This window comes from Ruegeria sp. C5 (genome assembly GCF_056537605.1).
The window spans coordinates 436,875-461,301 of the sequence record NZ_JBQFRX010000003.1; the positions used below are offsets into that span (position 1 = coordinate 436,875).

Annotated in this window: 21 protein-coding genes; 12 read left to right on the plus strand and 9 right to left on the minus strand. The window is 59.3% G+C overall.

Annotated features, from left to right (window positions below):
- Nucleotides 1-3: 3 nt before the first annotated feature.
- The 11 genes from ACR0AW_RS13740 (at nt 4) to ACR0AW_RS13790 (ending at nt 12,526) form a co-directional block, all read left to right on the plus strand.
- Nucleotides 4-297: a hypothetical protein gene (locus tag ACR0AW_RS13740; protein ID WP_170401372.1), complete on the plus strand. Its 294-nt coding sequence runs from the start codon at nt 4-6 to the stop codon at nt 295-297.
- Entirely contained in the window at nt 294-1,220 is a 927-nt protein-coding gene (gene murB / locus ACR0AW_RS13745) for a UDP-N-acetylmuramate dehydrogenase (protein WP_170732914.1), read from the plus strand. Before ACR0AW_RS13740 ends, murB begins: the two co-directional genes overlap by 4 nt.
- Before the next feature lie 108 nt (nt 1,221-1,328).
- Nucleotides 1,329-2,246, plus strand: a complete 918-nt coding sequence (locus ACR0AW_RS13750; RefSeq protein ID WP_170420836.1) for a D-alanine--D-alanine ligase — start codon at nt 1,329-1,331, stop codon at nt 2,244-2,246.
- Nucleotides 2,234-3,238 carry a cell division protein FtsQ/DivIB gene (locus tag ACR0AW_RS13755; RefSeq protein WP_170732913.1) on the plus strand — a complete coding sequence of 335 codons (1,005 nt, stop codon included), beginning with the start codon at nt 2,234-2,236 and terminating at the stop codon, nt 3,236-3,238. The genes ACR0AW_RS13750 and ACR0AW_RS13755 overlap by 13 nt, the downstream gene beginning before the upstream one ends.
- An 8-nt stretch (nt 3,239-3,246) precedes the next feature.
- Nucleotides 3,247-4,581 carry a cell division protein FtsA gene (ftsA, locus tag ACR0AW_RS13760; protein ID WP_170732912.1) on the plus strand — a complete coding sequence of 445 codons (1,335 nt, stop codon included), beginning with the start codon at nt 3,247-3,249 and terminating at the stop codon, nt 4,579-4,581.
- Nucleotides 4,568-4,987 carry a hypothetical protein gene (locus tag ACR0AW_RS13765; RefSeq protein ID WP_170732911.1) on the plus strand — a complete coding sequence of 140 codons (420 nt, stop codon included), beginning with the start codon at nt 4,568-4,570 and terminating at the stop codon, nt 4,985-4,987. Before ftsA ends, ACR0AW_RS13765 begins: the two co-directional genes overlap by 14 nt.
- 348 nt (nt 4,988-5,335) lie before the next feature.
- Nucleotides 5,336-6,937, plus strand: a complete 1,602-nt coding sequence (gene ftsZ / locus ACR0AW_RS13770; protein ID WP_170732910.1) for a cell division protein FtsZ — start codon at nt 5,336-5,338, stop codon at nt 6,935-6,937.
- Nucleotides 6,938-7,151: 214 nt separating this feature from the next.
- Nucleotides 7,152-8,072 (plus strand): UDP-3-O-acyl-N-acetylglucosamine deacetylase, encoded by a 921-nt coding sequence (gene lpxC, locus ACR0AW_RS13775; RefSeq protein WP_170401357.1) that lies wholly within the window; start codon nt 7,152-7,154, stop codon nt 8,070-8,072.
- A 126-nt stretch (nt 8,073-8,198) separates the two neighbouring features.
- Nucleotides 8,199-9,062, plus strand: coding sequence for an outer membrane protein assembly factor BamD (locus tag ACR0AW_RS13780; RefSeq protein ID WP_170392015.1), 864 nt, complete (start codon nt 8,199-8,201; stop codon nt 9,060-9,062).
- 36 nt (nt 9,063-9,098) lie between these two features.
- Nucleotides 9,099-10,748, plus strand: coding sequence for a DNA repair protein RecN (recN, locus tag ACR0AW_RS13785; RefSeq protein ID WP_170732909.1), 1,650 nt, complete (start codon nt 9,099-9,101; stop codon nt 10,746-10,748).
- A 92-nt stretch (nt 10,749-10,840) separates the two neighbouring features.
- Nucleotides 10,841-12,526, plus strand: coding sequence for a chloride channel protein (locus tag ACR0AW_RS13790; RefSeq protein WP_170392011.1), 1,686 nt, complete (start codon nt 10,841-10,843; stop codon nt 12,524-12,526).
- On the opposite strand, the gene ACR0AW_RS13795 is transcribed toward ACR0AW_RS13790, so the two are convergent.
- Complete coding sequence (locus ACR0AW_RS13795; protein WP_170420850.1) at nt 12,527-13,897, minus strand: DUF3179 domain-containing protein; 1,371 nt, start codon at nt 13,895-13,897, stop codon at nt 12,527-12,529.
- 190 nt (nt 13,898-14,087) lie between these two features.
- Here ACR0AW_RS13795 and speB point away from each other — a divergent pair, with 190 nt between their 5' ends.
- A complete protein-coding gene (gene speB, locus ACR0AW_RS13800; protein WP_170732908.1) occupies nt 14,088-15,059 on the plus strand; it encodes an agmatinase in 972 nt (323 codons plus the stop codon).
- Nucleotides 15,060-15,089: 30 nt separating this feature from the next.
- Here speB and ACR0AW_RS13805 read toward each other — a convergent pair whose 3' ends face one another.
- The 8 genes from ACR0AW_RS13805 to ACR0AW_RS13840 all read right to left on the minus strand — a co-directional run bounded on the left by ACR0AW_RS13805 (nt 15,090) and on the right by ACR0AW_RS13840 (nt 24,354).
- Complete coding sequence (locus ACR0AW_RS13805) at nt 15,090-16,310, minus strand: aminopeptidase P family protein (protein ID WP_170732907.1); 1,221 nt, start codon at nt 16,308-16,310, stop codon at nt 15,090-15,092.
- Nucleotides 16,311-16,470: 160 nt separating this feature from the next.
- Nucleotides 16,471-17,682, minus strand: a complete 1,212-nt coding sequence (locus tag ACR0AW_RS13810) for an ABC transporter permease (RefSeq protein ID WP_170732906.1) — start codon at nt 17,680-17,682, stop codon at nt 16,471-16,473.
- A 5-nt stretch (nt 17,683-17,687) separates the two neighbouring features.
- A complete protein-coding gene (locus ACR0AW_RS13815; RefSeq protein WP_170512242.1) occupies nt 17,688-18,962 on the minus strand; it encodes an ABC transporter permease in 1,275 nt (424 codons plus the stop codon).
- 70 nt (nt 18,963-19,032) lie between these two features.
- A complete protein-coding gene (locus ACR0AW_RS13820; RefSeq protein ID WP_170391999.1) occupies nt 19,033-20,124 on the minus strand; it encodes an extracellular solute-binding protein in 1,092 nt (363 codons plus the stop codon).
- A 101-nt stretch (nt 20,125-20,225) separates the two neighbouring features.
- Entirely contained in the window at nt 20,226-21,326 is a 1,101-nt protein-coding gene (locus ACR0AW_RS13825; RefSeq protein ID WP_170391997.1) for an ABC transporter ATP-binding protein, read from the minus strand.
- A 132-nt stretch (nt 21,327-21,458) separates the two neighbouring features.
- A complete protein-coding gene (locus ACR0AW_RS13830; protein WP_170732905.1) occupies nt 21,459-22,172 on the minus strand; it encodes an aspartate racemase/maleate isomerase family protein in 714 nt (237 codons plus the stop codon).
- Nucleotides 22,169-23,314, minus strand: coding sequence for a M24 family metallopeptidase (locus ACR0AW_RS13835; RefSeq protein WP_170732904.1), 1,146 nt, complete (start codon nt 23,312-23,314; stop codon nt 22,169-22,171). Before ACR0AW_RS13835 ends, ACR0AW_RS13830 begins: the two co-directional genes overlap by 4 nt.
- Nucleotides 23,311-24,354 carry a pyridoxal-phosphate dependent enzyme gene (locus ACR0AW_RS13840; protein WP_170512273.1) on the minus strand — a complete coding sequence of 348 codons (1,044 nt, stop codon included), beginning with the start codon at nt 24,352-24,354 and terminating at the stop codon, nt 23,311-23,313. Before ACR0AW_RS13840 ends, ACR0AW_RS13835 begins: the two co-directional genes overlap by 4 nt.
- Nucleotides 24,355-24,427: the final 73 nt, after the last annotated feature.

The following is a 24,427-nucleotide window of genomic DNA, read 5'->3' on the forward strand; positions in this document are numbered from 1 at the left end:
CCCATGGTCGACATCGCCACTTTCGCCTATTTGCCGCTGATTACCCTGATCCTCGGGACGCTTGCGGGTTTTGTCGCCGCGCGCTGGATCGGCCTCAAGGCACTGCTGTGGCTGATCGGGCTGACCTCGGCCCTTGGTCTGGTACTGATCATAGTGCTGGCCGGTGTCGGGACAGGAGAAGAAGAACAGGCGTTCGGACCCTTCGTCTGGCTGACCGGTGCGGTCCTGCCCTTCCTGTTTGCGGTGATCATGGGTGGAGTAGGTGGGCGCAGCCTTGCATCGCGGGAAGGCGCATGAGCGAACTGCCCGACGTCCGTGGCCGCTTGTCCGCGGCGCGCTCTCTTTCCGAACTCACCTGGCTGCGCGTCGGCGGACCTGCGGATTATCTGTTTCAACCCGCCGATACCCAAGACCTTCAGTCGTTTCTGCGTGATCTGCCTGCGGATGTTCCCATCTTTCCTATGGGTGTCGGATCCAATCTGATCGTCCGTGATGGTGGTCTGCGGGCGGTGGTGATCCGATTGGGGCGCGGGTTCAATGGTATCTCGGTCGACGGCAATACCGTCAGCGCGGGTGCCGCCGCGCTGGATGCGCATGTGGCGCGTAAAGCAGCGGATGGAGGTGTGGACCTGACTTTCCTGCGCACGATACCAGGCTCGATCGGCGGGGCCGTGCGCATGAACGCGGGCTGTTACGGCAGCTATACGGCGGATGTGCTGCAAAAGGCTACCGTAGTCACCCGCGCCGGAGAGATCGTGGACCTGACCCCGCAAGACCTCAGCTTCCGCTATCGCCAGTCCGACCTGCCCGAAGGCGCGGTGCTGATCTCGGCGACGTTTCAAGGCCCCTCGGGCGATCCGGCGGAGCTGCACGCTCGCATGGAGGCGCAGCTAAAAAAGCGCGACGAAACTCAACCCACCAAGGACCGCAGCGCCGGGTCGACCTTCCGTAATCCAGCCGGGTTCTCGTCGACTGGGCGCGCGGACGATGTGCATGACCTCAAGGCGTGGAAAGTGATCGATGACGCGGGTATGCGCGGGGCCACAAAAGGTGGCGCGCAGATGAGTCCCAAACACTCGAATTTCATGATCAATACAGGCGACGCCACCGCCTCAGACCTCGAAGGTCTGGGCGAAGAGGTGCGAAAAAAGGTTTACGAAACAAGCGGCATCACGCTAGAGTGGGAAATCATGCGGGTCGGTGATCCGCTGGAAGAATAAAGCCCCGACCGTCAGACCATAACAGGCAAATTAGGACGACGGATCAAAGGCATAAACGCAGTACGGACCACCACATAAGGTCCGGGGACATTGAGGCGCACATTGGGTATGTCGAGCAGGACAAACCCCAAAGTTGCGGTGTTGATGGGCGGCCCCTCGGCGGAACGCGAGGTGTCTCTCAGCTCTGGGCGCGAATGCGCAGCCGCTCTTGTGGGTGAAGGCTTTGAAGTGGTCGAACTGGACGCAGGTCCGGACCTTGCTGCTCGCCTTACCGATATCCAACCCGATGTGGTGTTCAACGCCCTGCATGGACGCTGGGGCGAGGATGGCTGTGTGCAGGGGCTACTGGAATGGATGCGCATTCCTTACACGCATTCCGGTGTGCTGGCTTCGGCCCTTGCAATGGACAAGCAACGCAGCAAAGAGGTCTACGCCGCCGAAGGATTACCCATCGTACCCAGCCTGATCGTTCCCAAGGTCGAGGTGGTCGAGGTCCATGTGATGGAGCCGCCCTATGTGGCCAAGCCCAACAACGAAGGTTCCAGCGTCGGCATCTATATCGTGCATGAAAATGCCAACGGCCCGCCGCAACTGGACGAGGCGATGCCTGATCAGGTGATGGTCGAGAAATACGTCGCGGGCCGGGAACTGACCGTGACCGTGATGGGCGATCGCGCCCTGACGGTGACCGAGATCATGACCGATGGCGGTTGGTACGATTATGATGCCAAGTACAAGCCCGGCGGCTCGTGGCATGTGCTGCCCGCTGACATTCCGCAGGACATCTTTGACCGCTGCATGGACTATGCGGTGAAGGCGCATAACGCGCTGGGTTGTCGCGGTGTGTCCCGTACCGATTACCGCTGGGATGACGGCAGGGGTGCCGACGGGTTGTTTCTGCTGGAAACCAACACCCAGCCTGGCATGACGCCGACTTCGCTGGTGCCCGAACAGGCCGAGCATCTTGGCATCAGTTTCGGCCAGCTCTGCGCCTGGATGGTGGAGGACGCCTCATGCGACCGCTGACCGCCACCCGCGCGCCGGTGATTCACCGGACCAAACCGTTGGCGGGGCCGGATGCCGATTTCACCGCCGCGCCAAGGCCCGAGCCCAAAACCGAACCTAAGCTGCATTTGCGCGGGGCGCGTCTTTTTGGCCGCGCGCGCAACGTGGACCCCGCGCCCTCGCGCCTCAGCTACCGCTTTCAGCGCTGGATGCTCACCCCCGGCATCCGGCGCGGGCTAAAAATTGGCCTGCCGGTTCTGACCGTCGTTGGTTTGGTGGGTGGCTTCTTTGCCGCCGAAGAACGTCGTGAGGCGGTCAGCACCTATATCGCCGACATCAAGACCTCGATCCAGGAGCGCCCCGAATTCATGGTCAACCTGATGGCCATCGACGGGGCAGGAACCGCACTGTCTGAGGATATCCGCGAGATCGTGCCGCTCGATTTCCCGCTCAGCTCGTGGGATCTGGATGTGGAGTTGATCCGCGACACCATCACCGGGCTTGACCCGGTGAAATCGGCAACCGTACGCATTCGCCCTGGCGGGATTCTTCAGGTTGATGTGGTCGAACGCCAGCCGGTCATCGTCTGGCGCACCCGAGACGGGATCGAGCTATTGGATGAAACCGGAGCCCATGTTGACCGTGTTTCAGCACGCGCCGATCACGCAGCCCTGCCACTGATCGCAGGGAAGGGCGCGAACAAACATGTCCCCGAGGCGCTGCAAATCCTGACCACAGCCCGCAGCCTGGGCGAGCGGGTCCGAGGCCTCGTCCGCGTGGGCGAGCGGCGTTGGGATCTGGTGCTGGATCGCAACCAGCGCATCATGCTGCCGACCGAACGCCCGGCCCGCGCACTGGAACGCGTGTTGGCGGTGAACGAGGTGCAGGACCTTCTGGAACGTGACGTGGCCGTGGTCGACATGCGACTGGGGCAGCGACCGACCATCCGAATGAACAAAACGGCCAGCGAAGACTGGTGGAACACAAAAGTAGATGTGAGTAGCGGGCAGTAACGACCATGATGACCGATCTTTATCAGTCCCAAAGGGCTATGCGGCAGATGCGCCGGCAGGCGATGCAACGCGGCGTCGTCGCCATTCTGGATGTGGGCAGCTCCAAAATCGCTTGCCTTGTATTGCGCTTCGACGGGACGGGGCGGTTGTCCGAGGATAACTCGATCGGCTCGATGGCCGGTCAGACCGGGTTCCGCGTCATTGGCGCTGCGACCACCCGCTCGCGCGGGGTGCAGTTCGGCGAAGTCACTGCGATGCAAGAAACCGAACGCGCCATCCGCACCGCACTGCAGGCGGCGCAGAAGATGGCCGATATCCGCGTGGATCACGTGATTGCATCCTTCTCAGGGGCGAACCCGCGCTCGTACGGGCTGGATGCACAGGTCGATCTGGAAGGGCAACTAGTTACCGAAGCCGAGGTCGGTCGTGTCCTGAACGCCTGCGATGTGCCCGATTACGGCGAAGGGCGCGAGGTACTGCATGCGCAACCGGTGAATTTCGCGCTCGACAACCGCTCGGGACTAATCGATCCGCGCGGTCAGCTGGGGCAAAGCCTCGCTGTGGATATGCACATGCTCACCGTCGATGCGGTGGCGATCCAGAACATCGTCCGCTGCATCAAACGCTGCGATCTGGAGCTGGCAGGGATTGCGAACTCGGCCTATGTCTCGGGCATTTCCGCATTGGTCGAGGACGAACAGGAGTTGGGCGCGGCCTGTATCGATCTGGGCGGCGGCACCACCAGCATCTCGATCTTCATGAAGAAACACATGATCTATGCCGATTGCGTGCGCATGGGCGGGGATCACGTGACCAGCGACATTTCGATGGGCCTCGGCGTGCCCGCAGCGGTGGCCGAACGGATCAAGACCTTTAACGGTGGCGTTCACGCGACCGGAGCCGATGATCGCGACCTGATCGACATCGGTGGCGATACTGGCGATTGGGAGCATGACCGCCGTACCGTCAGCCGTGCCGAGTTGATCGGCATCATGCGCCCCCGCGTCGAGGAGATTCTCGAAGATGTGCGTACTCGTCTGGACGCTGCCGGTTTCGATCACCTGCCGAGCCAGCAGATCGTTCTGACTGGTGGTGGCAGCCAGATCATGGGGCTAGACGGGCTTGCCAGCCGGATTCTGGGTCAGCGTGTTCGTTTGGGCCGCCCGCTGCGCGTTCATGGCCTGCCGCAATCCGCGACCGGGCCCGGTTTTTCTTCGGCAGTGGGGCTTAGCCTGTTTGCGGCGCATCCTCAGGACGAATGGTGGGATTTTGAGATCCCGGTCGACACCTATGCCGCGCGCCCGTTCAAGCGCGCCGTGCGCTGGTTCCGTGACAATTGGTAATGCCCTGCGTGGTGCAGCCGTTGTCGCGGCCCTTGGGCCCGCTGCGGCCCCGGCTCAAACCCTGATTGCGCCAGAGGCGTTTCTGAGCGCCGTCGTTGGCAAAACGATCACCTTCCATGAAATCCGAAGCGGTATGTTGGTCGGAACTGAGGAATTTCTCAGCCCGACGCTCTCGGTCTGGCGGATGGAGGGGCGGGGCTGTGTCTATGGCCAGATCACCACGCCAAATGGCCAGATCTGTTTTCTGTACGATGATGCGCCCGATGGCCTGCCAGTCTGCTGGTGGCCCTACCTGTACAATGACCGGCTGATGGTGCGGCTGGCGCGCTTCGTCGGCAGCGAAACGCAAGAGGTCCGTAGCATCTCTGAAGATGGCCTGAACTGCCCAAGTGCCCCGGTAGGTTAAAGAAATCAGTTGCGGCAACTGCCAAATTGCCGCAAAATAAGGTTCAAGGCCCGGCAGAGGCCCAGCGGCAGGACATTGAGCAGTTTTCCGCGACCAAACGAGTGACTAAAAGTTTTCTCATCCCCTCAATGCGGGTGGGGTCTTTCCGTGTGTAGTGGCGCATGAGCCTTTCGCCGCAACATTTCGCGGTAACAGCGAAATGCCGCTGTTTGCTGCCTTATTTCCTCCATATTTTGTGGATTCGTGCGATTTTTCTGGTGACGTTTCCGAAATGACACAGTAAAATCGACTGTGGATAGGTCAGAAAAACCGCATTTTGCGGCAACATAAAAAACAGGCGGACAGAGCATGACATTAAATCTTTCGATGCCCGGGCACGACGAACTCAAGCCTCGGATTACCGTATTTGGCGTTGGCGGCGCTGGGGGCAATGCTGTCGACAACATGATTGAAAAACAGTTGGACGGCGTAGAATTTGTCGTCGCCAACACAGACGCACAGGCGCTGCAGCAAAGCCGTTCGTCGGCGCGGGTGCAGCTGGGCGTCAAAGTCACCGAAGGGTTAGGTGCAGGTGCGCGTCCGACCGTGGGTGCTGCAGCAGCTGAAGAAAGCATCGAACAGATCGTCGATCACCTAGCGGGTGCGCATATGTGCTTTATCACCGCCGGCATGGGTGGCGGCACAGGCACCGGCGCAGCCCCGATCATCGCGCAAGCAGCGCGGGAGCTGGGTGTCCTGACCGTTGGGGTTGTCACCAAACCCTTCCAGTTCGAAGGCGCCAAGCGTATGCGTCAGGCCGAAGACGGCGTTGATGCGCTGCAGAAAGTCGTCGACACGCTGATCATCATTCCGAACCAGAACCTGTTCCGTCTGGCCAACGAAAAGACAACGTTTACCGAGGCGTTCTCGATGGCCGACGATGTCCTGTATCAGGGCGTCAAAGGCGTAACCGACCTGATGGTGCGTCCGGGTCTGATCAACCTCGACTTCGCCGACGTTCGAGCCGTGATGGACGAGATGGGCAAGGCGATGATGGGCACAGGCGAAGCGACCGGTGAAGATCGCGCCATTCAGGCAGCCGAGAAGGCCATTGCCAACCCGCTGTTGGACGAAATCAGCCTCAAGGGTGCCAAGGGTGTGCTAATCAACATCACCGGTGCGCACGATCTGACCTTGTTCGAACTGGACGAGGCCGCCAACCGCATCCGCGAGGAAGTGGACCCGGAGGCCAATATCATTGTCGGTTCGACCCTGGACACCGAGATGGAAGGCGGAATGCGCGTTTCAGTCGTTGCCACCGGTATCGATGCCAGCGAGAAAACCGAAGATGTACCGGTCGCCCGCCGTTCGATGTCGGCTCCGCTGACACGCACGGTTTCGGCAGAAGACTCCACGCCTGAACAAATCGCTGCAGATGAGGCCCTGGCTGAGGACAACATTGCGCCCACGCTCTTCGAGTCCATCGAAGATGTCGAGTTCAACGATGGCTGGCAAGACGAACAACCCGCTGCCGAGCAGGAAGATGACGGGCTGCCTCCGCCCGCCTATCAGCCTCAGGTTGCACAGTTCGAACCGCAACCCGAAGTCGAAGAGACAGTCGACTCCTACGACGCACCGCGTGCCCAGACCCCCGGCACACCGTCTCCGGAAGCGATGCAGCGGTTGCAGGCCGCAGTTCAGAAAGTACCTTCGAACCGGCTGCGTCCGACGCCTGAGGCACCTCGCGAACCGGCCCCTCAGCCGCAGCAAGCGACCGAGGATCGCCCGCGTTTTGGCTTCAACCGATTGATTGACCGGATGACCGGCCATGCGGCCGATACGCCCGCTCAACCGGTGCGCCAACAGCCTGCGATGCGGTCGGTTGACGCAACGGCACCTGTTCAGGATGAAGCCGATCCTGATCAGGAGCGCATCGAAATTCCCGCCTTCCTACGGCGTCAGGCCAACTGATCGCGGTAACAAAATCATCCCGAAGGGCCGCCATCGCGCGGCCCTTTTTTGTGGAAACACAAGGTGTTGAGCTGGTGTAAGCAGGGATTTGCCGATGTGTCACATTCATGTTTCATTCGGTTGCAAAAGGTGAGTTGAGCCTCAACGCCCCCTTCCTTAGTTGAGGGTGCAACACAGCCCCTGATAGGCTGGACACAACTCACCGAGGCTCACATTGCAACATACGCTCAAATCTTCAGTCACGTTTGTGGGCACTGGGCTGCATAGCGGCAAGCCTGCGACGATGGTTCTGAAGCCTGCAGCGGCAGGTCATGGAATCTGGTTCAAACGGACTGATATCGAGCTGGGCAATGCGTTGATCCCCGCAATCTATGACGTTGTTGAGCGGACGCCTCTTTGCACACGATTGGTTAACGATGCGAATGTGTCGGTATCGACTGTGGAACACATCATGGCGGCACTTGCCGGATGTGGTGTGCATAATGCACTGATTGAAATCGATGGTCCCGAAGTCCCGATCATGGATGGCTCATCCGTGGCCTTTGTTCAGGGCATAATGGCCAAAGGCGTTCGTCGTCAGGCTAGTCCGGTACTAGCTTATGAGGTGCTTAAGCCCGTCTCTGTTGAACGAGAGGGCGCAAAGGCATCGATCGCGCCTGCGGAAGGTCTGGAGATCGAGTTCCACATTGATTTCGAAGATGACGCCATTGGAAGCCAGACAAAGGTTTTGGACATGCGCAATGGATCGTTTGCGCGTGAACTCTGCGACAGTCGCACGTTTTGCCGCCGCACAGATGTCGAAGCGATGCGTGAAAACGGATTGGCCTTGGGCGGCACATTGGACAATGCCGTAGTCGTACAGGGCGACGAAGTCCTGACCCCGGGTGGCTTCCGTCACACGGATGAAGCGGTGCGCCACAAAATGCTGGACGCTCTGGGTGATCTCTATCTTGCAGGTGGTCCGATTCTGGGGCGCTTTGTCGGCGAGAAGTCGGGGCATTCGATGACCAACACATTGCTGCGCAAACTGTTCGAAACACCGGGCGCTGTGCGTCCGATCCTTTGCACCCCTGAACAAGCCGCGCGTCTGCCCGGCCAGGGCCTTGTGCGAAGCGAAATCCCGCAGGTTGCGTGATCTGATCAACTCTGACGACATTTGCGCCATGAGGGTGGATAAGGCGTTTTGCACTGGAATTTTATGTGCTAGACCGAGGCCCGATCAGGGGTAATTCCCGCTAAGTAGACGACAAGGATGGGCGGAATGGTTGGCAGCAAAGCGGCAGTCAGAATCGCAGGTGCGCTTCTTCTGGCAGCAACTTTGACGGCATGTGGCAATGCCGGAGGTCTGTTTGGTAACCGTGGGGCAGACCGCAGCCAAAACCTCGAAGGTTTCACGCCTGAACAGATTTACACCCGCGGTGAATACGAGCTGTCGCAGAATCGCTCGGACGACGCGGCTTGGTATTTCTCTGAAGTAGAGCGGCTTTATCCTTATTCCGATTGGGCGAAACGTGCGCTGATCATGCAGGCGTTCTCATTCCATTCGGACCAGAACTATGAAGAAAGCCGCGCCGCCGCGCAGCGCTATATCGATTTCTATCCCACTGACGAAGACGCGGCCTATGCCCAGTATCTTCTGGCGCTTAGCTACTATGATCAGATCGACGAAGTGGGCCGTGACCAGGGGCTGACCTTTCAGGCACTGCAGGCGCTGCGCACGGTGATCGAAGTCTACCCAGACAGTGAGTATGCCACATCTGCCGTACTGAAATTCGACCTTGCCTTTGACCATCTGGCTGGCAAAGAGATGGAGATCGGGCGCTATTATCTGCGTCAGGATCACTTCACTGCGGCGATCAACCGATTCCGCGTGGTGGTCGAGGATTTTCAGACCACATCTCATACCGCCGAGGCGCTCTATCGCCTGATCGAGGCGTATCTGGCGCTGGGACTGGTGGACGAGGCGCAGACCGCGGGTGCGATTCTGGGTTACAACTATCAGTCCTCGGAATGGTACGACGCGGGGTACACGTTGCTGACGTCGCGTGGTCTCGATCTAAAGAGCCGAGGTAACAATTGGCTCAGCACGATCTATCGCCAGACCGTCAAGGGTGAGTGGTTGTAACGGCCATGGTTAAAGGCTTGGGACGCTAAAGACCCGATGCTGCGCGCCCTTGATATCCGCGACATGCTGATCATCGACCAGCTGGAGCTGACGTTTCAGCCGGGCTTGAATGCTTTGACCGGTGAAACCGGCGCGGGCAAGTCGATCTTGCTGGATTCGCTGGGCTTTGTGCTGGGCTGGCGAGGGCGCGCCGAGCTGGTTCGTCAGGGGGCCGCACAGGGCGAAGTTGTGGCCGAGTTTGAACTGCCTGACGATCACCCTGCCCATTCGGTTCTGGCCGAGGCGGGTCTGCCCGGTGGCGAGGAGCTGATCCTGCGCCGCGTCAACACGGCCGAGGGACGTAAGACTGCATGGGTCAATGACCGCCGTTGTTCGGGCGAAGTGTTGCGGGCGCTGTCGGATACTTTGATCGAACTGCACGGCCAACATGATGACCGAGGCCTGCTGAACCCACGCGGGCATCGCGCAATGCTGGATGCCTATGCCGGGGCAGGGGATCAGTTGGCCGCCGTGCGTGCCGCATGGGGCCAGATGTCCATCGCCCGCAAAGCTCTGGCGCAGACTGAGGCAGCGCTGGAGGCTATGCGTGCCGAAGAAGAGTTCCTGCGTCATTCCGTTGCCGAGTTGGATCATCTTGACCCGCAGCCGGGCGAGGACGCAGATCTCGACGCCCGCCGCCGCATGATGCAAGGGGCCGAACGGATTCGCGATGACGTGGCCCGTGCCTTTGCCTTGCTGGGCGGCGACGGGGCCGAGGGCGCGATGGCCGATGCCGTGCGCTGGCTGGAAGGCGTGTCGGACAATGCGGGTGGCCAGTTGGAAGGCCCCATTGCAGCGCTGGGTCGCGCCCTGATCGAACTGGGCGAGGCGCAGGATGGGGTCAACGCCTGTCTGCAAGCGCTCGATTTTAACCCAGCGGAACTGGAACAGGCCGAGGAACGCCTCTTTGCCATTCGCGCGCTGGCACGGAAACACGATGTGGCCCCCGATGATCTGGGCACCTTCGCCGATACCTTGCGCGACCGCCTGAACCGGCTGGATGCGGGTGACGCCGACCTCAGCAACAAACGCGCTGCTGTGGACGCGGCACAGGCTGCGTATTACAACGCGGCCACCGCGCTTGGCGAAACGCGCCGTAAGGCCGCCAGTGCGTTGGACACCGCAGTAATGGCTGAACTCGCGCCCCTGAAAATGGAACGCGCTGTGTTCCGGACCGAGATCACCGCGACCGACGCAGGCCCCGAAGGCATCGACGCGGTGGCCTTCACCGTCGCCACCAACCCGGGGGCGCCGTCAGGGCCGCTCAACAAAATCGCCTCGGGCGGCGAACTCAGCCGCTTTCTGCTGGCGCTTAAGGTCTGCCTAACGGGCGAAGACAGTGCCCGCACGATGATCTTTGACGAGATTGACCGCGGTGTCGGCGGTGCCACGGCGGACGCGGTGGGCCGCCGTCTGGCCGCACTCGCGCAGGGCGGGCAGGTGCTGGTCGTCACCCACTCGCCGCAAGTGGCCGCACGGGCGGCGCATCACTGGCGGGTGCAGAAACAGGTCACCGGCGATCAGACCCTGTCCACCGTGATCCCGCTGGCCGACCCCGACCGCGTCGACGAAATCGCCCGGATGGTCGCAGGCGACACCATTACGGATGAGGCACGTGCCGCTGCCCGTGCCCTGTTGGATGCATGACGCGCATTCTGTGAGCATCTTGTCGTGAACCGACTTTTCTAAGGCGCGCGCGTGGCTTACTAAGGGTCAGGCGACCACCCCAACGAGGGCCAATGACCCAATCGACCCGCACCGTGCTGCGCAATCAGCTCAATCAAGCCCTCTCGGCGCTGCGGGATGCATGGCGGGTAATGCTTCATCGTGGCCCCAGCCAGATTCAGTTCTGGTTTATCGCTCTGGTCATCGGGATCGCTGCAGGCTTCATGGCGCTGGGATTCCGGATGGCGATCTCGTCGTTGCAGGCTTATCTCTACAACACCGAAGATATCCTATTCCTGCACAGCCATGCTGAGAAGCTGCATTGGCTCTGGATTTTCCTTACACCTGTGGTCGGCGGGTTGGTCGTCGGGATCATCCTGAACAGGTACACCGATGATGGCCGTGTGCGTTCGGTAGCTGATGTGATCGAGGGTGCGGCCATCACTGATGGACGGGTTGAAAAGAAGGCCGGTATCGCATCTTTTTTCGCTTCGCTGATCACGCTCAGCTCAGGCGGATCCACGGGGCGGGAAGGACCTGTTGTGCATATGGCCGGGGTCATCTCGACTTGGGTCAGCGACCGTATCCACGCCGACGGCATCACCGGGCGCGACCTATTGGGTTGCGCTGTGGCCGCTGCTGTTTCGGCCAGTTTCAACGCCCCTATCGCCGGGGCCTTGTTTGCGCTTGAGGTTGTGTTGCGCCACTTCGCCGTTCATGCCTTTGCGCCCATTGTCATCGCCTCGGTCGCGGGGACCGTGATCAACCGGCTGGCTTATGGTGACGTGACCGAATTCACGCTGGATACGCCCGGGTCGTTGCAATTCTATGTCGAGCTGCCCGCCTTCCTGATCCTAGGCCTGATTTGCGGGCTGGTCTCGCTGCTGCTGATGCGATCGATCTTCTTCGCCGAGGATATCGGCACGCATATCCAAAACCGCTTGTCTCTGCCGCGCTGGCTGCGCCCCGGTGTTTCGGGCGCGATGCTCGGCCTGTTGGCGGTCTGGTTTCCGCACATCATCGGCGTGGGATACGAAACCACGATCCGTGCCTTGACCGGGGACCTCGTGCTGACGACCGCGATCCTGTTCGCGGTCATCAAGACCGTCGCAGTGGCGATTACCATGGGCGGTCGCATGGGTGGTGGTGTGTTTTCCCCTTCATTGATGATCGGAGCGCTGACCGGGTTGGCCTTCGGCCTGATCGCCACCGGATTGCTGCCAGATGTTTCAGGCACCCATACGCTCTATGCCTTTGCCGGGATGGGCGCGGTGGCGGCGGCGGTGCTGGGCGCGCCGATCTCGACCACGCTCATCGTGTTTGAATTGACCGGAGACTGGCAGATCGGCCTCGCCGTGATGGTTTCGGTCTCGATGTCCACTGCGCTAGCCTCGCGCCTTGTAGACCGGTCCTTCTTCCTGACCCAGCTGGAACGGCGCAATGTACACCTGGCCGCCGGGCCGCAGGCGTACCTGCTGGCAATGTTGCGGGCAGGCGCTGTGATGCGCCCGCTGGGGGACGCGCGTTCGATCTCCAAGGAAGACGCGCAGGCATTGATCGAACAAGGCCTATGCGTCAAGGCCAGCGCCACGCTTGAGGCCGCGATGCCATATTTCGACCGCGATGACATCCCTTGCATCCCGGTGGTGATCATCGACAAGGACGGCTGTGAAAACCCCGTTGGCGCGCTCTATCACATCGACGCGCTGAAAGCTTACAACCGCGCGCTGGCCGCCACAGCGGCCGAGGAACATTCTTGATCAGCGTCCGTAAACGCTGGCTGCGTCGCCCAGATAATTGTCCCAGGCAAACCAATACGAGATATGTCCCGCGACGCGCGGCAACTCTGCGCCATCCGGGCCAATCAGTGCCTCTTCGGTGACGCGCCACTTGTTGCCCGTTTCGTCCAGCAGCCCGCCATCGGTGGTCGCGCGGAACTGGCGCGATCCACGCTCGTAGGCGCGCACGCTGCGTTTGTCCGGGTCGCCCATCAGCATCAGTGCCCGCCCGCCAATCGCATCGTTGATCACCGGCTTGCCCTTGAACGCGTCCAACGGCCATGCCCGCGCCGCGCCGAACTGGCGCACGGCGAACACGTAGTCCTTCTGGCGATGCCTACTTTGATCGACCAAGGCCGGGAACATCAGATCGGGTGAGGCAAAGTAATCGCGATACACAACGCCCGAGCCATAGTTGCGCCGATGACCGGTGCTGAGCGACAGCACCTGCGTATCCGGATGCGACGCCTTCCAGCTGTCCCAGCGGGTGATCACCACAGGACGCTGCTTCAGCTCGATCCCACTGTTGACCAGCGGTCCGACCACGGGCTTACCTGTGTACTGGTTCCATAACGAATGCGTCTCACGGTCGAACATCAATTTGTTCGACCGATACAGGAACCCGGACGAGCCAAATACAAACGGCTTCCGCCGCCCCTCGACCTGCGTTTCAAACAAAATCCCCGATCCGCACAGCGTACAATAGGCCAGTGCTACCGGAACGCCTCCGATCACCTCGTTGAACATCTCGTGCCAGCCCATGATGCGCAGCGGATAAGCGCGTACATCGCCGTTGATCGAGACGCCAAAGACCAGATCGTCGTCTTTCATGTAGTCCGCCCGCGCCGCCGGGATCAGCTTGGGATTGTCCAGCGAAGGGATACCGTCCTTGAGCACACCACCCCAACTGATCTCTTCCAGCCGAATCTTCATCTTGTCGCGTTGCAAATATTCGGGTTTCAGGAAAACATCGAAGTTCTGATCGATGCCCAAAAGAACTTCGCGTTTGAACGGTATCAAAGATGGATGAGGTACAATCTGAGCGTTCCGTTCTTGCCATAGCATCCATTCGAACCAGTCTGTGCCGTGGCGCGCGCCGCTCAACGCTTCCATGACTTTGGCAATGTCTCGCTCTCGCCGTCTGCCATAGCGCATCGCCGTCAAAAGCGCGGGCACAACGTCCGGGTTGCCGCGCTCGGTCAGGAACGCCATCCCGGCTTCGAAATCGGTCCGACTGCCATACAAAGTTGAACGTACGGCATCGTAAACAGGGTCATCCTGCGCCCAAAGAGCGCGAGGTGCTACAGCGCTTGCCCCCAACAGGCCGACAAAGCTGCGACGTGGAATCGACATGGCATCCTCCGATCGGGTTCATATTCGATCTTGCCCGCAAAGCAGATCACATACACGCAACACTCGCGTGAGTGGCTCGAATTTCTGAAGCTGCACGCCGGGCATCTCGACATTGGTCCATCCTGAGCACAAGATGCTGCTGCGATTGATGTCATCGAACGTGACAGTGGCAATGAAAAAGGAAATACCCATGCAAGACCATGGTTATAAGGCGGGGCGACTAAACCTGCCTTTTGTCGGCATCTCAACCTTCGCCAAATCTCCATATGTTGAGAATTGGGATGAGATAGAGGCGGATATCGCCGTTCTCGGCGCGCCCTTCGATTTCGGGACCCAATGGCGACCGGGGGCGCGGTTTGGACCTCGGGCCGTGCGCGAAGCCTCGACCCTGTTCAGTTTCGGCCACGCCGGGGCTTATGATCACGAAGATGACGCAACCTATCTGGATGGCTCGGTGCGGATCGTTGATCTGGGGGATGCAGATATCATCCACACCAAGACCGACGAGAGTCATGCGAATATCGCCTTGGGGGTGGGCAAGAGCCTGAAAGCAGGGGCCTTGCCGGTGACAATTGGCGGGGACCATTCGATCAACATCCCCTGTATCAATGCCTTCGCCGAGGATTGCGCGCAGAACGGCCCGATCCATGTGGTGCAGATCGACGCACATCTGGATTTCGTCGATGAACGCCACGGGGTGACCGCCGGGCACGGAAACCCGATGCGGCGGGCGATTGAGAAAGACTATGTCTCGGGCATGACGCAGTTGGGCATCCGCAATGTCTCATCCACTGCGAAAGAGGGCTACGAGGACGCCCGCGCGCGGGGCTCGGATATCCTGTCGGTGCGGCAGGTGCGCAAACTGGGGGCCGAGGCAGTGCTGGCGCGTATCCCGCAGGGGGCACGGTATTACGTAACGATAGATATCGACGCTTTTTGCCCTTCAATCGCAGCGGGCACAGGTACGCCCAGCCATGGCGGGTTTCTCTACTACGATGTACTGGAAATTCTACAGGGTCTGGCCAAACGCGGGGATGTTGTGGGCATCGATCTGGTCGAAGTCGCGCCTGCTTACGACCCGACGGAAAGTACCCAAATTCTGGCGGCGCAGCTATTGCTGAACTTTCTGGGCTTCATCTTTCACGAACGCGCCCAGCGGTAGAAGGTGGGGCATGTCGCCCCACCCGTTTTTTCATGCATCGATGATGTTGTGGCCGGGACCATAGGGGAAGCCGGTGATGTTCTCGGCCCCGTCTTCGCCAACCACAAGGATATCGTGCTCGCGATAGCCGCCCGCGCCGGGCTGGCCTTCGGGGATCCACAGCATCGGCTCGATCGAGACGACCATGCCGGGTTCCAGCACCGTGTCGATATCTTCGCGCAGCTCCAGACCGGCCTCGCGCCCGTAATAGTGGCTGAGGATGCCGAAGGAATGGCCATACCCGAACGAGCGGTATTGCAGCAGGCCCTCATCCGCGAAGAAGCGGTTGATCTCAGCCGTGATGCCCGAGCAGGTCGCGCCGGGTTTGATCAGGCTCAGGCCCAGTTCGTGCGCCGCGACATTGGCCTTCCACAGGCGCAGGCTGTCGGCGTCGGGTTCGCCCAGGAACAGCGTGCGTTCCAGCGCGGTGTAATAGCCCGAGATCATCGGGAAGGTGTTCAGCGACAGGATATCGCCCTTTTGCAGCACGCGTTTAGTCACCGGGTTATGTGCGCCGTCGGTGTTAAGCGCCGACTGGAACCAGACCCATGTGTCGCGGTATTCGGCATCCGGGTAGGCGCGGGCGATTTCCTCTTCCATCGCGTCGCGTCCAGCCATGGCGATCTCGATCTCGGTGGCGCCTTCACGGATAGCTGCGTGAATGGCGGCCCCACCCACGTCAGCGGTGCGCGCGCCGCCTTTGATCAGCTCGATCTCTTCTGAGGATTTCACCATGCGGGCAAACATCGTGTCAGGTGCGATATCGATCAGTTCCGGTCCGCCCAGCATGTCCAGCGCCGTGTTGCGCGCCGCCAATGTCATGTGGTCGCCTTCGATCCCGATCCGTTTGGCCCCGCCGATCAGGCTGGCCACTGCGCGCCAGTAATTGTCGCGCTTCCAGTCGGTGTAGATGACGTTGTCCTCAACCGAGCGCCGCCACGGTTGGCCCGCGTCGATGTTTGCCGAGACAGTGTTGCAAGCGTCCTGTGTTACCACGCAGCCGTAGGGGCGGCCGAAAGAGCAGTACAGAAAGCCGGAATAATAGGCGATGTTCTGCATCGAGGTCAGCAGGACGGCGGGGATGTCATGCTTGGCCATGATTGCGCGCAGGGCGCCAAGGCGGCGGTCGTATTCGCCCTTGCTGAACGGCAGGGGCGCTTTGTCGCCATTGTGGCAAATGAAGAATTCGGGGCGTTTTGTTGTGTCTGTCATGACTTGGTCTCTCATCATTGCCGGGCGGCAAACCCGGCCACTTGTCCCGGCGTTCAGGACAGGCGGTCTCGGGGTCCGAGAGCCGATCATCCCAGTGCGTCCGCGACGCCATCGCGGCTGGGATGAACAGGTGAATCGTTAGATCAGACCTAGGCCTGCGTCAAGCGGGGGAAAGGCCCCGCAGGCGCTCGGACCGGCGGCGCAGCAGCTCGACCGTGGTCAGCAGCGCAATCGAGATCACCACGAGGATCGTGGCCACCGCCAGAATGGTCGGGCTGATCTGTTCGCGCAGGCCGGTGAACATCTGCCATGGCAGCGTTTTTTGGCTAGCCGAGCCGACAAACAGTACCACGACCACCTCGTCGAATGAGGTGATGAAGGCAAACAAGCCGCCTGAGATCACACCCGGCAAGATCAAGGGCATCTGAATCTTGAAGAATGTCCGCACCGGACCCGCGCCCATATTCGCAGCCGCCCGCGTCAGCGAGCGGTCAAAGCCCACTAGCGTTGCGGTCACGGTGATGATGACGAATGGAATACCCAGAACGGCGTGAGCGAGGATCACTTTCACATAGCCCACAAAGTTCTTGTTCATGCCCAGTGTTCCCTCCATGAAGCGGCCGATATCGCTGTAGAAGAAGAACATGCCTGTGGCTGAAATGATCAGCGGCACGATCATTGGCGAGATCAGGATGCCCATGATGGCGCGGCGGCCTGGAACGTGGCTCTGGCTGAGGCCAATGGCCGCCAGCGTGCCCAGCGAGACCGAGATGATCGTCGCAATCGGAGCAATGATGAGTGAGTTCTTGAAGCTGCGCTGCCATTCATTGTTGGTGAAGAAGTCGCGGTAATGCTTCAGCGAATACCCTTCCGGGTCGAGCCGCAGCATTTCAGGCGTGAAGGTAAAAAAGTCCTGCGCGTTGAACGAAAGCGGCAGAACCACGAGGATCGGGGTGATCAGGAACACGAAGATCGCACCGCAGATCACCCGGAACAGGTAGTGATAGAACACTTGTTTAGCGGTCAGATAGGGCAACAGTTTTTGGCGATATCGACCTTCGTACAGCCAAAAGATGAACCAGACGAAGAACCATCCACCCAACAGGCCCAGCACGCCGCCCATTGGGCCAGAGAACAGAAAACCGACGATGCCAAAGCCAAGGATATTGATCCATCGGGCCAGTTTTTCGTTCTTGAGTATCTTGATGTAGACCCAGGCCACAGCGGCGATCAAGGCTGCACCGCCAATGATGCCGAGGAAGACCGAGCCATTGCCCGCGCCGACAAAGATACCGGCGAAGGCGCCTGCCAGCGCAACGCTTGGCAAAACCATGGACAAAGGTTTGCGGGATATCGGAGTAAGTGCGGCCATGTCGATTATCCCAGCTTCACGTTATCAATGCCGACAATCTTGTCGTAGCACCAGTAGAGCAGCAGTACGACGCCCAGAAGGATCGTTCCCAATGCCGCGGCCAGCCCCCAGTTCAGTGAGGACGAGATGTGATAGGCAATCCGGTTCGAAATAAAGACACCTTTGGTGCCGCCAACGATTTCAGGCGTGATGTAGTAGCCGATCGCCAGAATGAACACGAGGATTGAGCCCGCGCCAATGCCAGGAATGGATTGCGGGAAGTAGATGCGCCAGAATGTCGTCCAGTTGGTCGCGCCCATGGATTTTGCGGCGCGGGTGTACGAGGGTGGTATGGTCTGCATCACCGAATACATTGGCAGGATCATGAACGGCAGCAGGATATGCGTCATAGCTATGATCGTGCCGATCTGGTTGTTGATGATCACCAGCCTGGCGTCGTCGGCGACCAGTCCTAGCCAGACCAATGTTTCATTGATCACGCCCTGTTGCTGCAACATCACCTTCCACGCCGAGGTTCGCACCAACAATGACGTCCAGAAGGGCAACAACACGAGGATCATCAGCAGGTTCGACACCCGCATCGGAAGTGTCGCCAGCAAATAACTGACCGGATAGGCCAGCAGGATGCAGGACGCGGTGATCACCAGCGACATGAACAAAGTGCGCCCGAACAGCTTGATCAGGATCTGCTTGTCCTCGGGCTGCGCCTGCGCGCCCTCGGGCGTGCGGCGCATGTCCACAGCGTTCAGAAAATAGCCATTGGTGACAGCGGGCGAATGCGTCTTGATAACCGCCCAAGTCTGCGGTTCACCCCAGCCGTCGTGAATCTCGATGACCTGGTCTTTGAACGGCCCATCGGTTTCGGGGTCCAGCTTACCCATTTTCCGACCCGAGCGGCGGAACATCGAAGACATGCCTGTCTCTTCGTAGTTCAGACGCGAACCCAGCCGGGTGTGTGTCTTGTTATCGACGGCCACGACCATATCGCGGACAAAGGCGTCATAAACGGCTTCGTCGGGCAACTCGCTGCTGGTTTCATCCCAGCTTTGCAATGCTTCAACCGTCAGGGGCAGTGTCTCTTGTACGATGCTGTTTTCCACAGATCGGAACAGCATCGCCGCAATAGGCACGATGAACGAGAACATAACGAACAGCAGCAGTGGGGCGACCAGCATCAGGGCCCGCAGCTTTTGCCGTCGCAGTGACCGGGCCAGCGATTGCTTGAGTGGCGTGCCGTCCGCGGCCAGCATGGGACCAGTATTTTGGGTGGCGTCAGTCATCGTTACCCCTTGGGTATTTTTGGGGTCGGGGGCGATAGGCCGCCCCCGACAATCTCAGGAAATCAGACGCTTATTGCGCCAGCCAAGCCTGGAATTTGGCGTCGATATCGTCGCGGTAATCCGCCCAGAACTCGTAGTTGTACAGGAACGTGTTCTTGGCGTTTTCCGGATCGGTCGGCATGTGTGGTGCCATGTCGATGCCCAGATCGGCGTGCTGACCTACCAGCGGTGCAGAGGAGGCACGAGCCGGGCCGTACGAGATGTACTTGGCCTGATCTGCCAGACGCTGCGTGTCAGTTGCGAACATGATGTAGTCCAGCGCGCGCTGTTGACGCTCTTCGCTCAGGCCAGCCGGAATGATCCAGCCATCAAGATCGAATACCTGAGCATCCCACAGCATCGCTACCGGCTGCTTTTGTTCTTCGATCACGCTGAACAGGCGGCCGTTATAGGTCGAACCCATGACAACTTCACCATCGGCTAGCAATTGTGGCGTGTCGGCACCGGCAGACCACCAGACGACACTGTCCTTGATGGTATCCAATTTGGCCAAGGCCTGGTCCTGACCTTCAGCAGTGGCCAGAACGTCGTAGACGTCGTCTTTTGCGACGCCGTCACACAGCAGCGCCCATTCCATGTTGTTGATCGGGCGCTTTTCCAGCGAGCGCTTGCCGGGATAGGCTTCAAGATCGAATACTGCGCAGATGTCGGTTGGCGGAGTATCACCGACCAGATCTGTGCGATAACCGAAAGTGGTTGAATAGACGATCTGCGGGATAAAGCAGTCGCTGACCAGAAGGTCACCGAAATCTTCGGAGGCAGGCGTGCCATCGGGGGCAGGGGCCAGTTGAGTGTCGAAATCGATCTCAAGTGCTAGACCTTCGTCGCAGAGGCGGATTGCGTCCGCCGCAACCACATCAACCACGTCCCATGTAATGTTGCCCGCTTCGTTCATCGCGCGCAGTTTGGCGACGGCCTCGTTCGAGCTGTCATCGTTCAGGATGGTGACGCCGGTCTTCTCCGAATAGGGCTCGTGATAAGCCTTGAGCTGCGATTTGGAATAGGCGCCGCCCCACGAGACGATGGTCATCTCTTCGGCGGAAACGCCGCCAGCCGCTGTCGCAATAGCAGCTGCTGTCAGCAGTGTTTTGGTAGTTTTCATGTGTTACTCCCAGTACTTCCCGTTTGTTGTTTGGTCAGCTGACGCACGGGTTTTCGCCAGCTGGTCCCTCGGTAAACCACGTTTGTATCGCGCGGCTTGGTCTATGCGTCGAGCGCACGACAATCCTGTGCCAACCATCCGATTTCGATTTCCTGCCCCGGTTGCAGGCGAATGGCGTCGGGGGCATTCCGTGTTTTGACAATGAATTCGTCATTGCCCGCCACCGACATGCGGAAGCGGAACACGTCGCCCATATAGATGAATTCCTTGACCGTGGCTTTCAGCGTATGCGCATCGGCATGCAGACGGTCCTTGTTGAATTCCACACGCTCGGGCCGGATCGAGACCTTGGTGCGCTCACCCGGATTGTGCACGTTGATCGGAACTGCATCAATTTCCGAACCGTCATCCAGCTGTACAAGGCAAGTGTCACCGTCTATCGATTTAACAACGCCTTCTAGCGTATTGTTTTCACCGATAAATTGCGCGACGAAGCTGTTTTCGGGCTCTTCATAAAGTTGATCCGGCGGGGCCAACTGCTGAATGCGACCATCGTCAAACACTGCCACGCGGTCGGACATCGTCAGAGCTTCGGTCTGATCGTGGGTCACGTAAACGGTGGTGATGCCCAGTTCATGCGCCAGACGGGTGATTTCGAACTGCATATGCTCGCGTAGTTGTTTGTCCAACGCACCCAGCGGTTCGTCCATCAACACCAGTTCGGGCTCGAAAACCAGCGCACGTGCCAGTGCGATCCGTTGCTGCTGACCACCCGACAACTGCGCGGGGCGACGATTGCCGAAGGCACCCATCTGCACCATGTCCAGCGCGCGTTTGACTTTCTCCTCGCGCTCGGACTTGCCCAGCTTGCGGACTTCCAGCGGGAACGAAAGGTTCTCGGCTACAGTCATATGCGGGAACAGAGCGTAGTTCTGGAACACCATCCCGATGCCACGTTTGTGCGGAGGGATATTGTTGATGGGTTTTCCATCCAGAAGAATCTCGCCATGGGTGGCGGTTTCGAATCCAGCAAGCATCATCAGGCAGGTTGTCTTACCTGATCCGGACGGCCCGAGCATGGTCAGGAATTCGCCCTTTGGCATTGCCAGGTTGAGATCTTTGACGACGAGGTTCTCGCCATCATAAGACTTTTGAACGCGTTGAAATTCAACAAACGCGGCGTCGCTATTTGTGTCGGTCACAAGACCCCCTGTTGCGTCAAATGATTACCCGGTTGGTCCGGGCCTCATTGATCTTCTCGTGCATTGATGACGAGGCTAACAAATGGTCGCAAGCCCGTAAAGCAATTGGAGTCGCGTAAACGCCGCATTTGCCTAATTTTGCGACACGTTCAGTTGTTTCATATGCCAGGCCAAACTCTGGTTGCTTGACAGGACAGGCTTGCCGATCTGCGCCTCGATCCTTGGGATAGCCGTCAGTGTCCGAAGGTTCGTACAACTTAGGAATACGGCGTCGACTGTTGAATCTCTTCCCAGTCGCACGGCGGCATCGACCACGGAATCGGTCGAGATGCGCACAACTTTGGCTTCTTCGGATTCGCCGAAAGTGCCAAACACATCCATCGCGATGCCTTGTTCTGCAAACGCGCGTCGCAACGGAGTGTTTACTTCTTCGATGTAGGGCGACAGCAGTGCAAATTTTGAGACGCCCAAATGTCTCGCGCAGGCGGAGGCTGCCCGCAACGGGTTGGTGACGGTCGCTGTATTACAGGTCTGCATGACCATCTGCTCAACCCGATCCGATCCGATTACCGAACTGGCTGATGTGCATCCATAGCCAACAACTCGATAGGGCCGCGCCTTTGGCAGCAGATCAGCCGCGGCGGGCAAGTCGGTTTCCATTTGCGCCAGAGTGCCGGTGTTGACCTCAGCCCCGCTGGGAATGCGGCTGACATAAAGCGGGCTTTTGTCATCGATAAAAAGGCTACGAAACTCAGGTTCGATTGTCTCGTCGGTCTGTAAAACGATCAGCCCCATTGGTACGGCCGAGGGATCGTCAGGATCCAGTGTGTACGGCAACGTGCTCATATTTCGGCAATCTCCGGTCCTATCCGGGGGCTGAGGAATTCGGGCGCGCCTTCGGTTATCAGGATGTTTTCTTCGTGCACGAGAATTTTGCCATCGACCGCAATACCCGGTTCAAGCGTCAAAACCATTCCTGGTTGCAGTTCAGTATGATCATCCGGAATAAGCGAAGGCCATTCGGTCAACGACATTCCTAACCCGTGGCCCAGACGCCCTGCATCGGTTCCCGCGCTGCCATCGGTAAGTATTGTGTTCATCGTATGAACAAGCTGAGAAGCCGTCACGCCTGGACGGGCTTGATCAAACGCTGCATCCGAAGCCTCGACCAATCTGGCATGTGCATCGCGTACCGCCTTGCTCGCTGGGCCGACGGACCAATTGCGATCATAGTCGCAAAAATAGCCATCGTGGACGAGGCCGGTGTCGAGCATCAGTACATCGCCTATACGAAGCGGGGTCTGTGTCGCGGGTGAGATTACATCCGAGTACCCGCCTTGCTCGGCCCCTCCGGCCAGATAGGGCACCCAGTCGGCACCCTCTTCAAGGCAGAGTCTCTGAAAGTTTCGAAATATCTGATCCAGCGGTGTCCCTGCTGAGGCAATCTCGGGCACTCGTGCAAAGGCGTGGGCACCAATCTGACAGGCAGTTCGAATCTTTGCGATCTCGGCGTCAGATTTCACCATCCGCAGCGCCCGCAGGATGCCATGGTCACCCGTAATTTGGCGCGCTCCAATTGCGGATTCGAGATGCCTTAGATCGGCCAGTGGCATCCTTACATGGGTCTCATGCCCGTCGGGGCAGCCGATTGAGGCGTTTTCAGGCGTCAACTCTCTCAGTGTATCGGCCAGCAGGGATACCCCATCATCTTCAAGGTCGGGTGCACTCCAGGTTCGAATGTCGTCGATCCATGTCTGTGCCATCAATGCAGCACCGATGGATGGGATTACTGCAACCGGCTTGCCAGAAATCGGAACGATCAGAAACCAAGGCCGCGTTGGGCTTTCCCAGAAACGGGTGAGATAACCGGTGAAATAGCGAAGCTGGGGCTCGGTCGTAAGCAACAGGGCCGATAGACCGGTTTCTTGCATCCGATGCTGGGCGCGCGCAACGCGGGTCGCGAATTCCTCTGGTGCGAAACCTCTCATGCAGGTTGCTCGCTCAAGATGCAGAGCACTTTGGAATTCGGTCCAATACCCAGTTCACTACGGATCGCGTCGTTCAGAACGGCCGCAATGCCAGCACCGCCCGAGGCGCTGGTTTCCAACCCGGCCTTCGCCATGGCCGGAAGCTGTGCTTCGACAGTGTCATCCTCGATTGTCACAAACAGATCGGCATCTCGGGCCAAGCCGTTCAAGGCGATCAGCGAGGGCTCTTTGCAATCCAGTCGCCCCATGATGCTGTCGGGCCCGTCAGCAAACACACAATGCCCCGCTTCGATACTGGCCTGCAGCGCCGGGGCAGAGGTTGGCTCGACAATAATGATCTGCGGAGCATCTCCCCAAACGACCCGCGCATAGGCAGCGACGGCTCCGGCCATGCCGCCAACGCCGGCTTGCAGAAGAACGTGCGTTGGTGCCTCAGTACATTGCTCGGCGGCTTCGACCGCCATTTGCAGATACCCTTCCATCAGCAAGTACGGTAGTTCAGTATACCCCTCCCAGGAACTGTCCGAGAGCAAAGTCCAGCCATTGTCCTGCGCCGCCTGACTGGCTGCTTCCATGCTGGCGGCGTAATCCGCACCCGCCCGGACCACTTGTGCGTTTTGAGCGCGCAGGCGATCTGCAAAGCTTTCTGGAACTGTTTCTGCGATGTAGACAACTGCATCAGCTCCGAAAGTGCGCGCGCCCGCGGCCATGCTCATCCCGTGATTGCCCGCGCTTGCTGTAACATAGGTGCGCCCTTTGAGCGTGTTACCATCTGGCGTGATCGAGATGTCATTCGCTTCGCAGGCGATCACATAAGCCGCACCCAGCGCTTTGAACGATCCCAGGCCCATACGGCTTCGCTCATCTTTAACCCAGAGATTCGCGACGGGTGCCAGCGCCGATGCATTCACAAGGGGCGTTTCGACAAAGTCAGGGCAGAAGAATCGATGCCGGCCCAACCCATCTGTCTCTACGGAGGGATAAGGGGCCTGATCCGAAAGCTTAGAACCACCTCGAAACGGGTTACTGACTAGTTTCATCGCTCGCTCCCTGATCTTGTGTTGCGCCGACGTGAACGAATTGGCCGAAGGCTGTCAAGCTCGGCCTTGATTC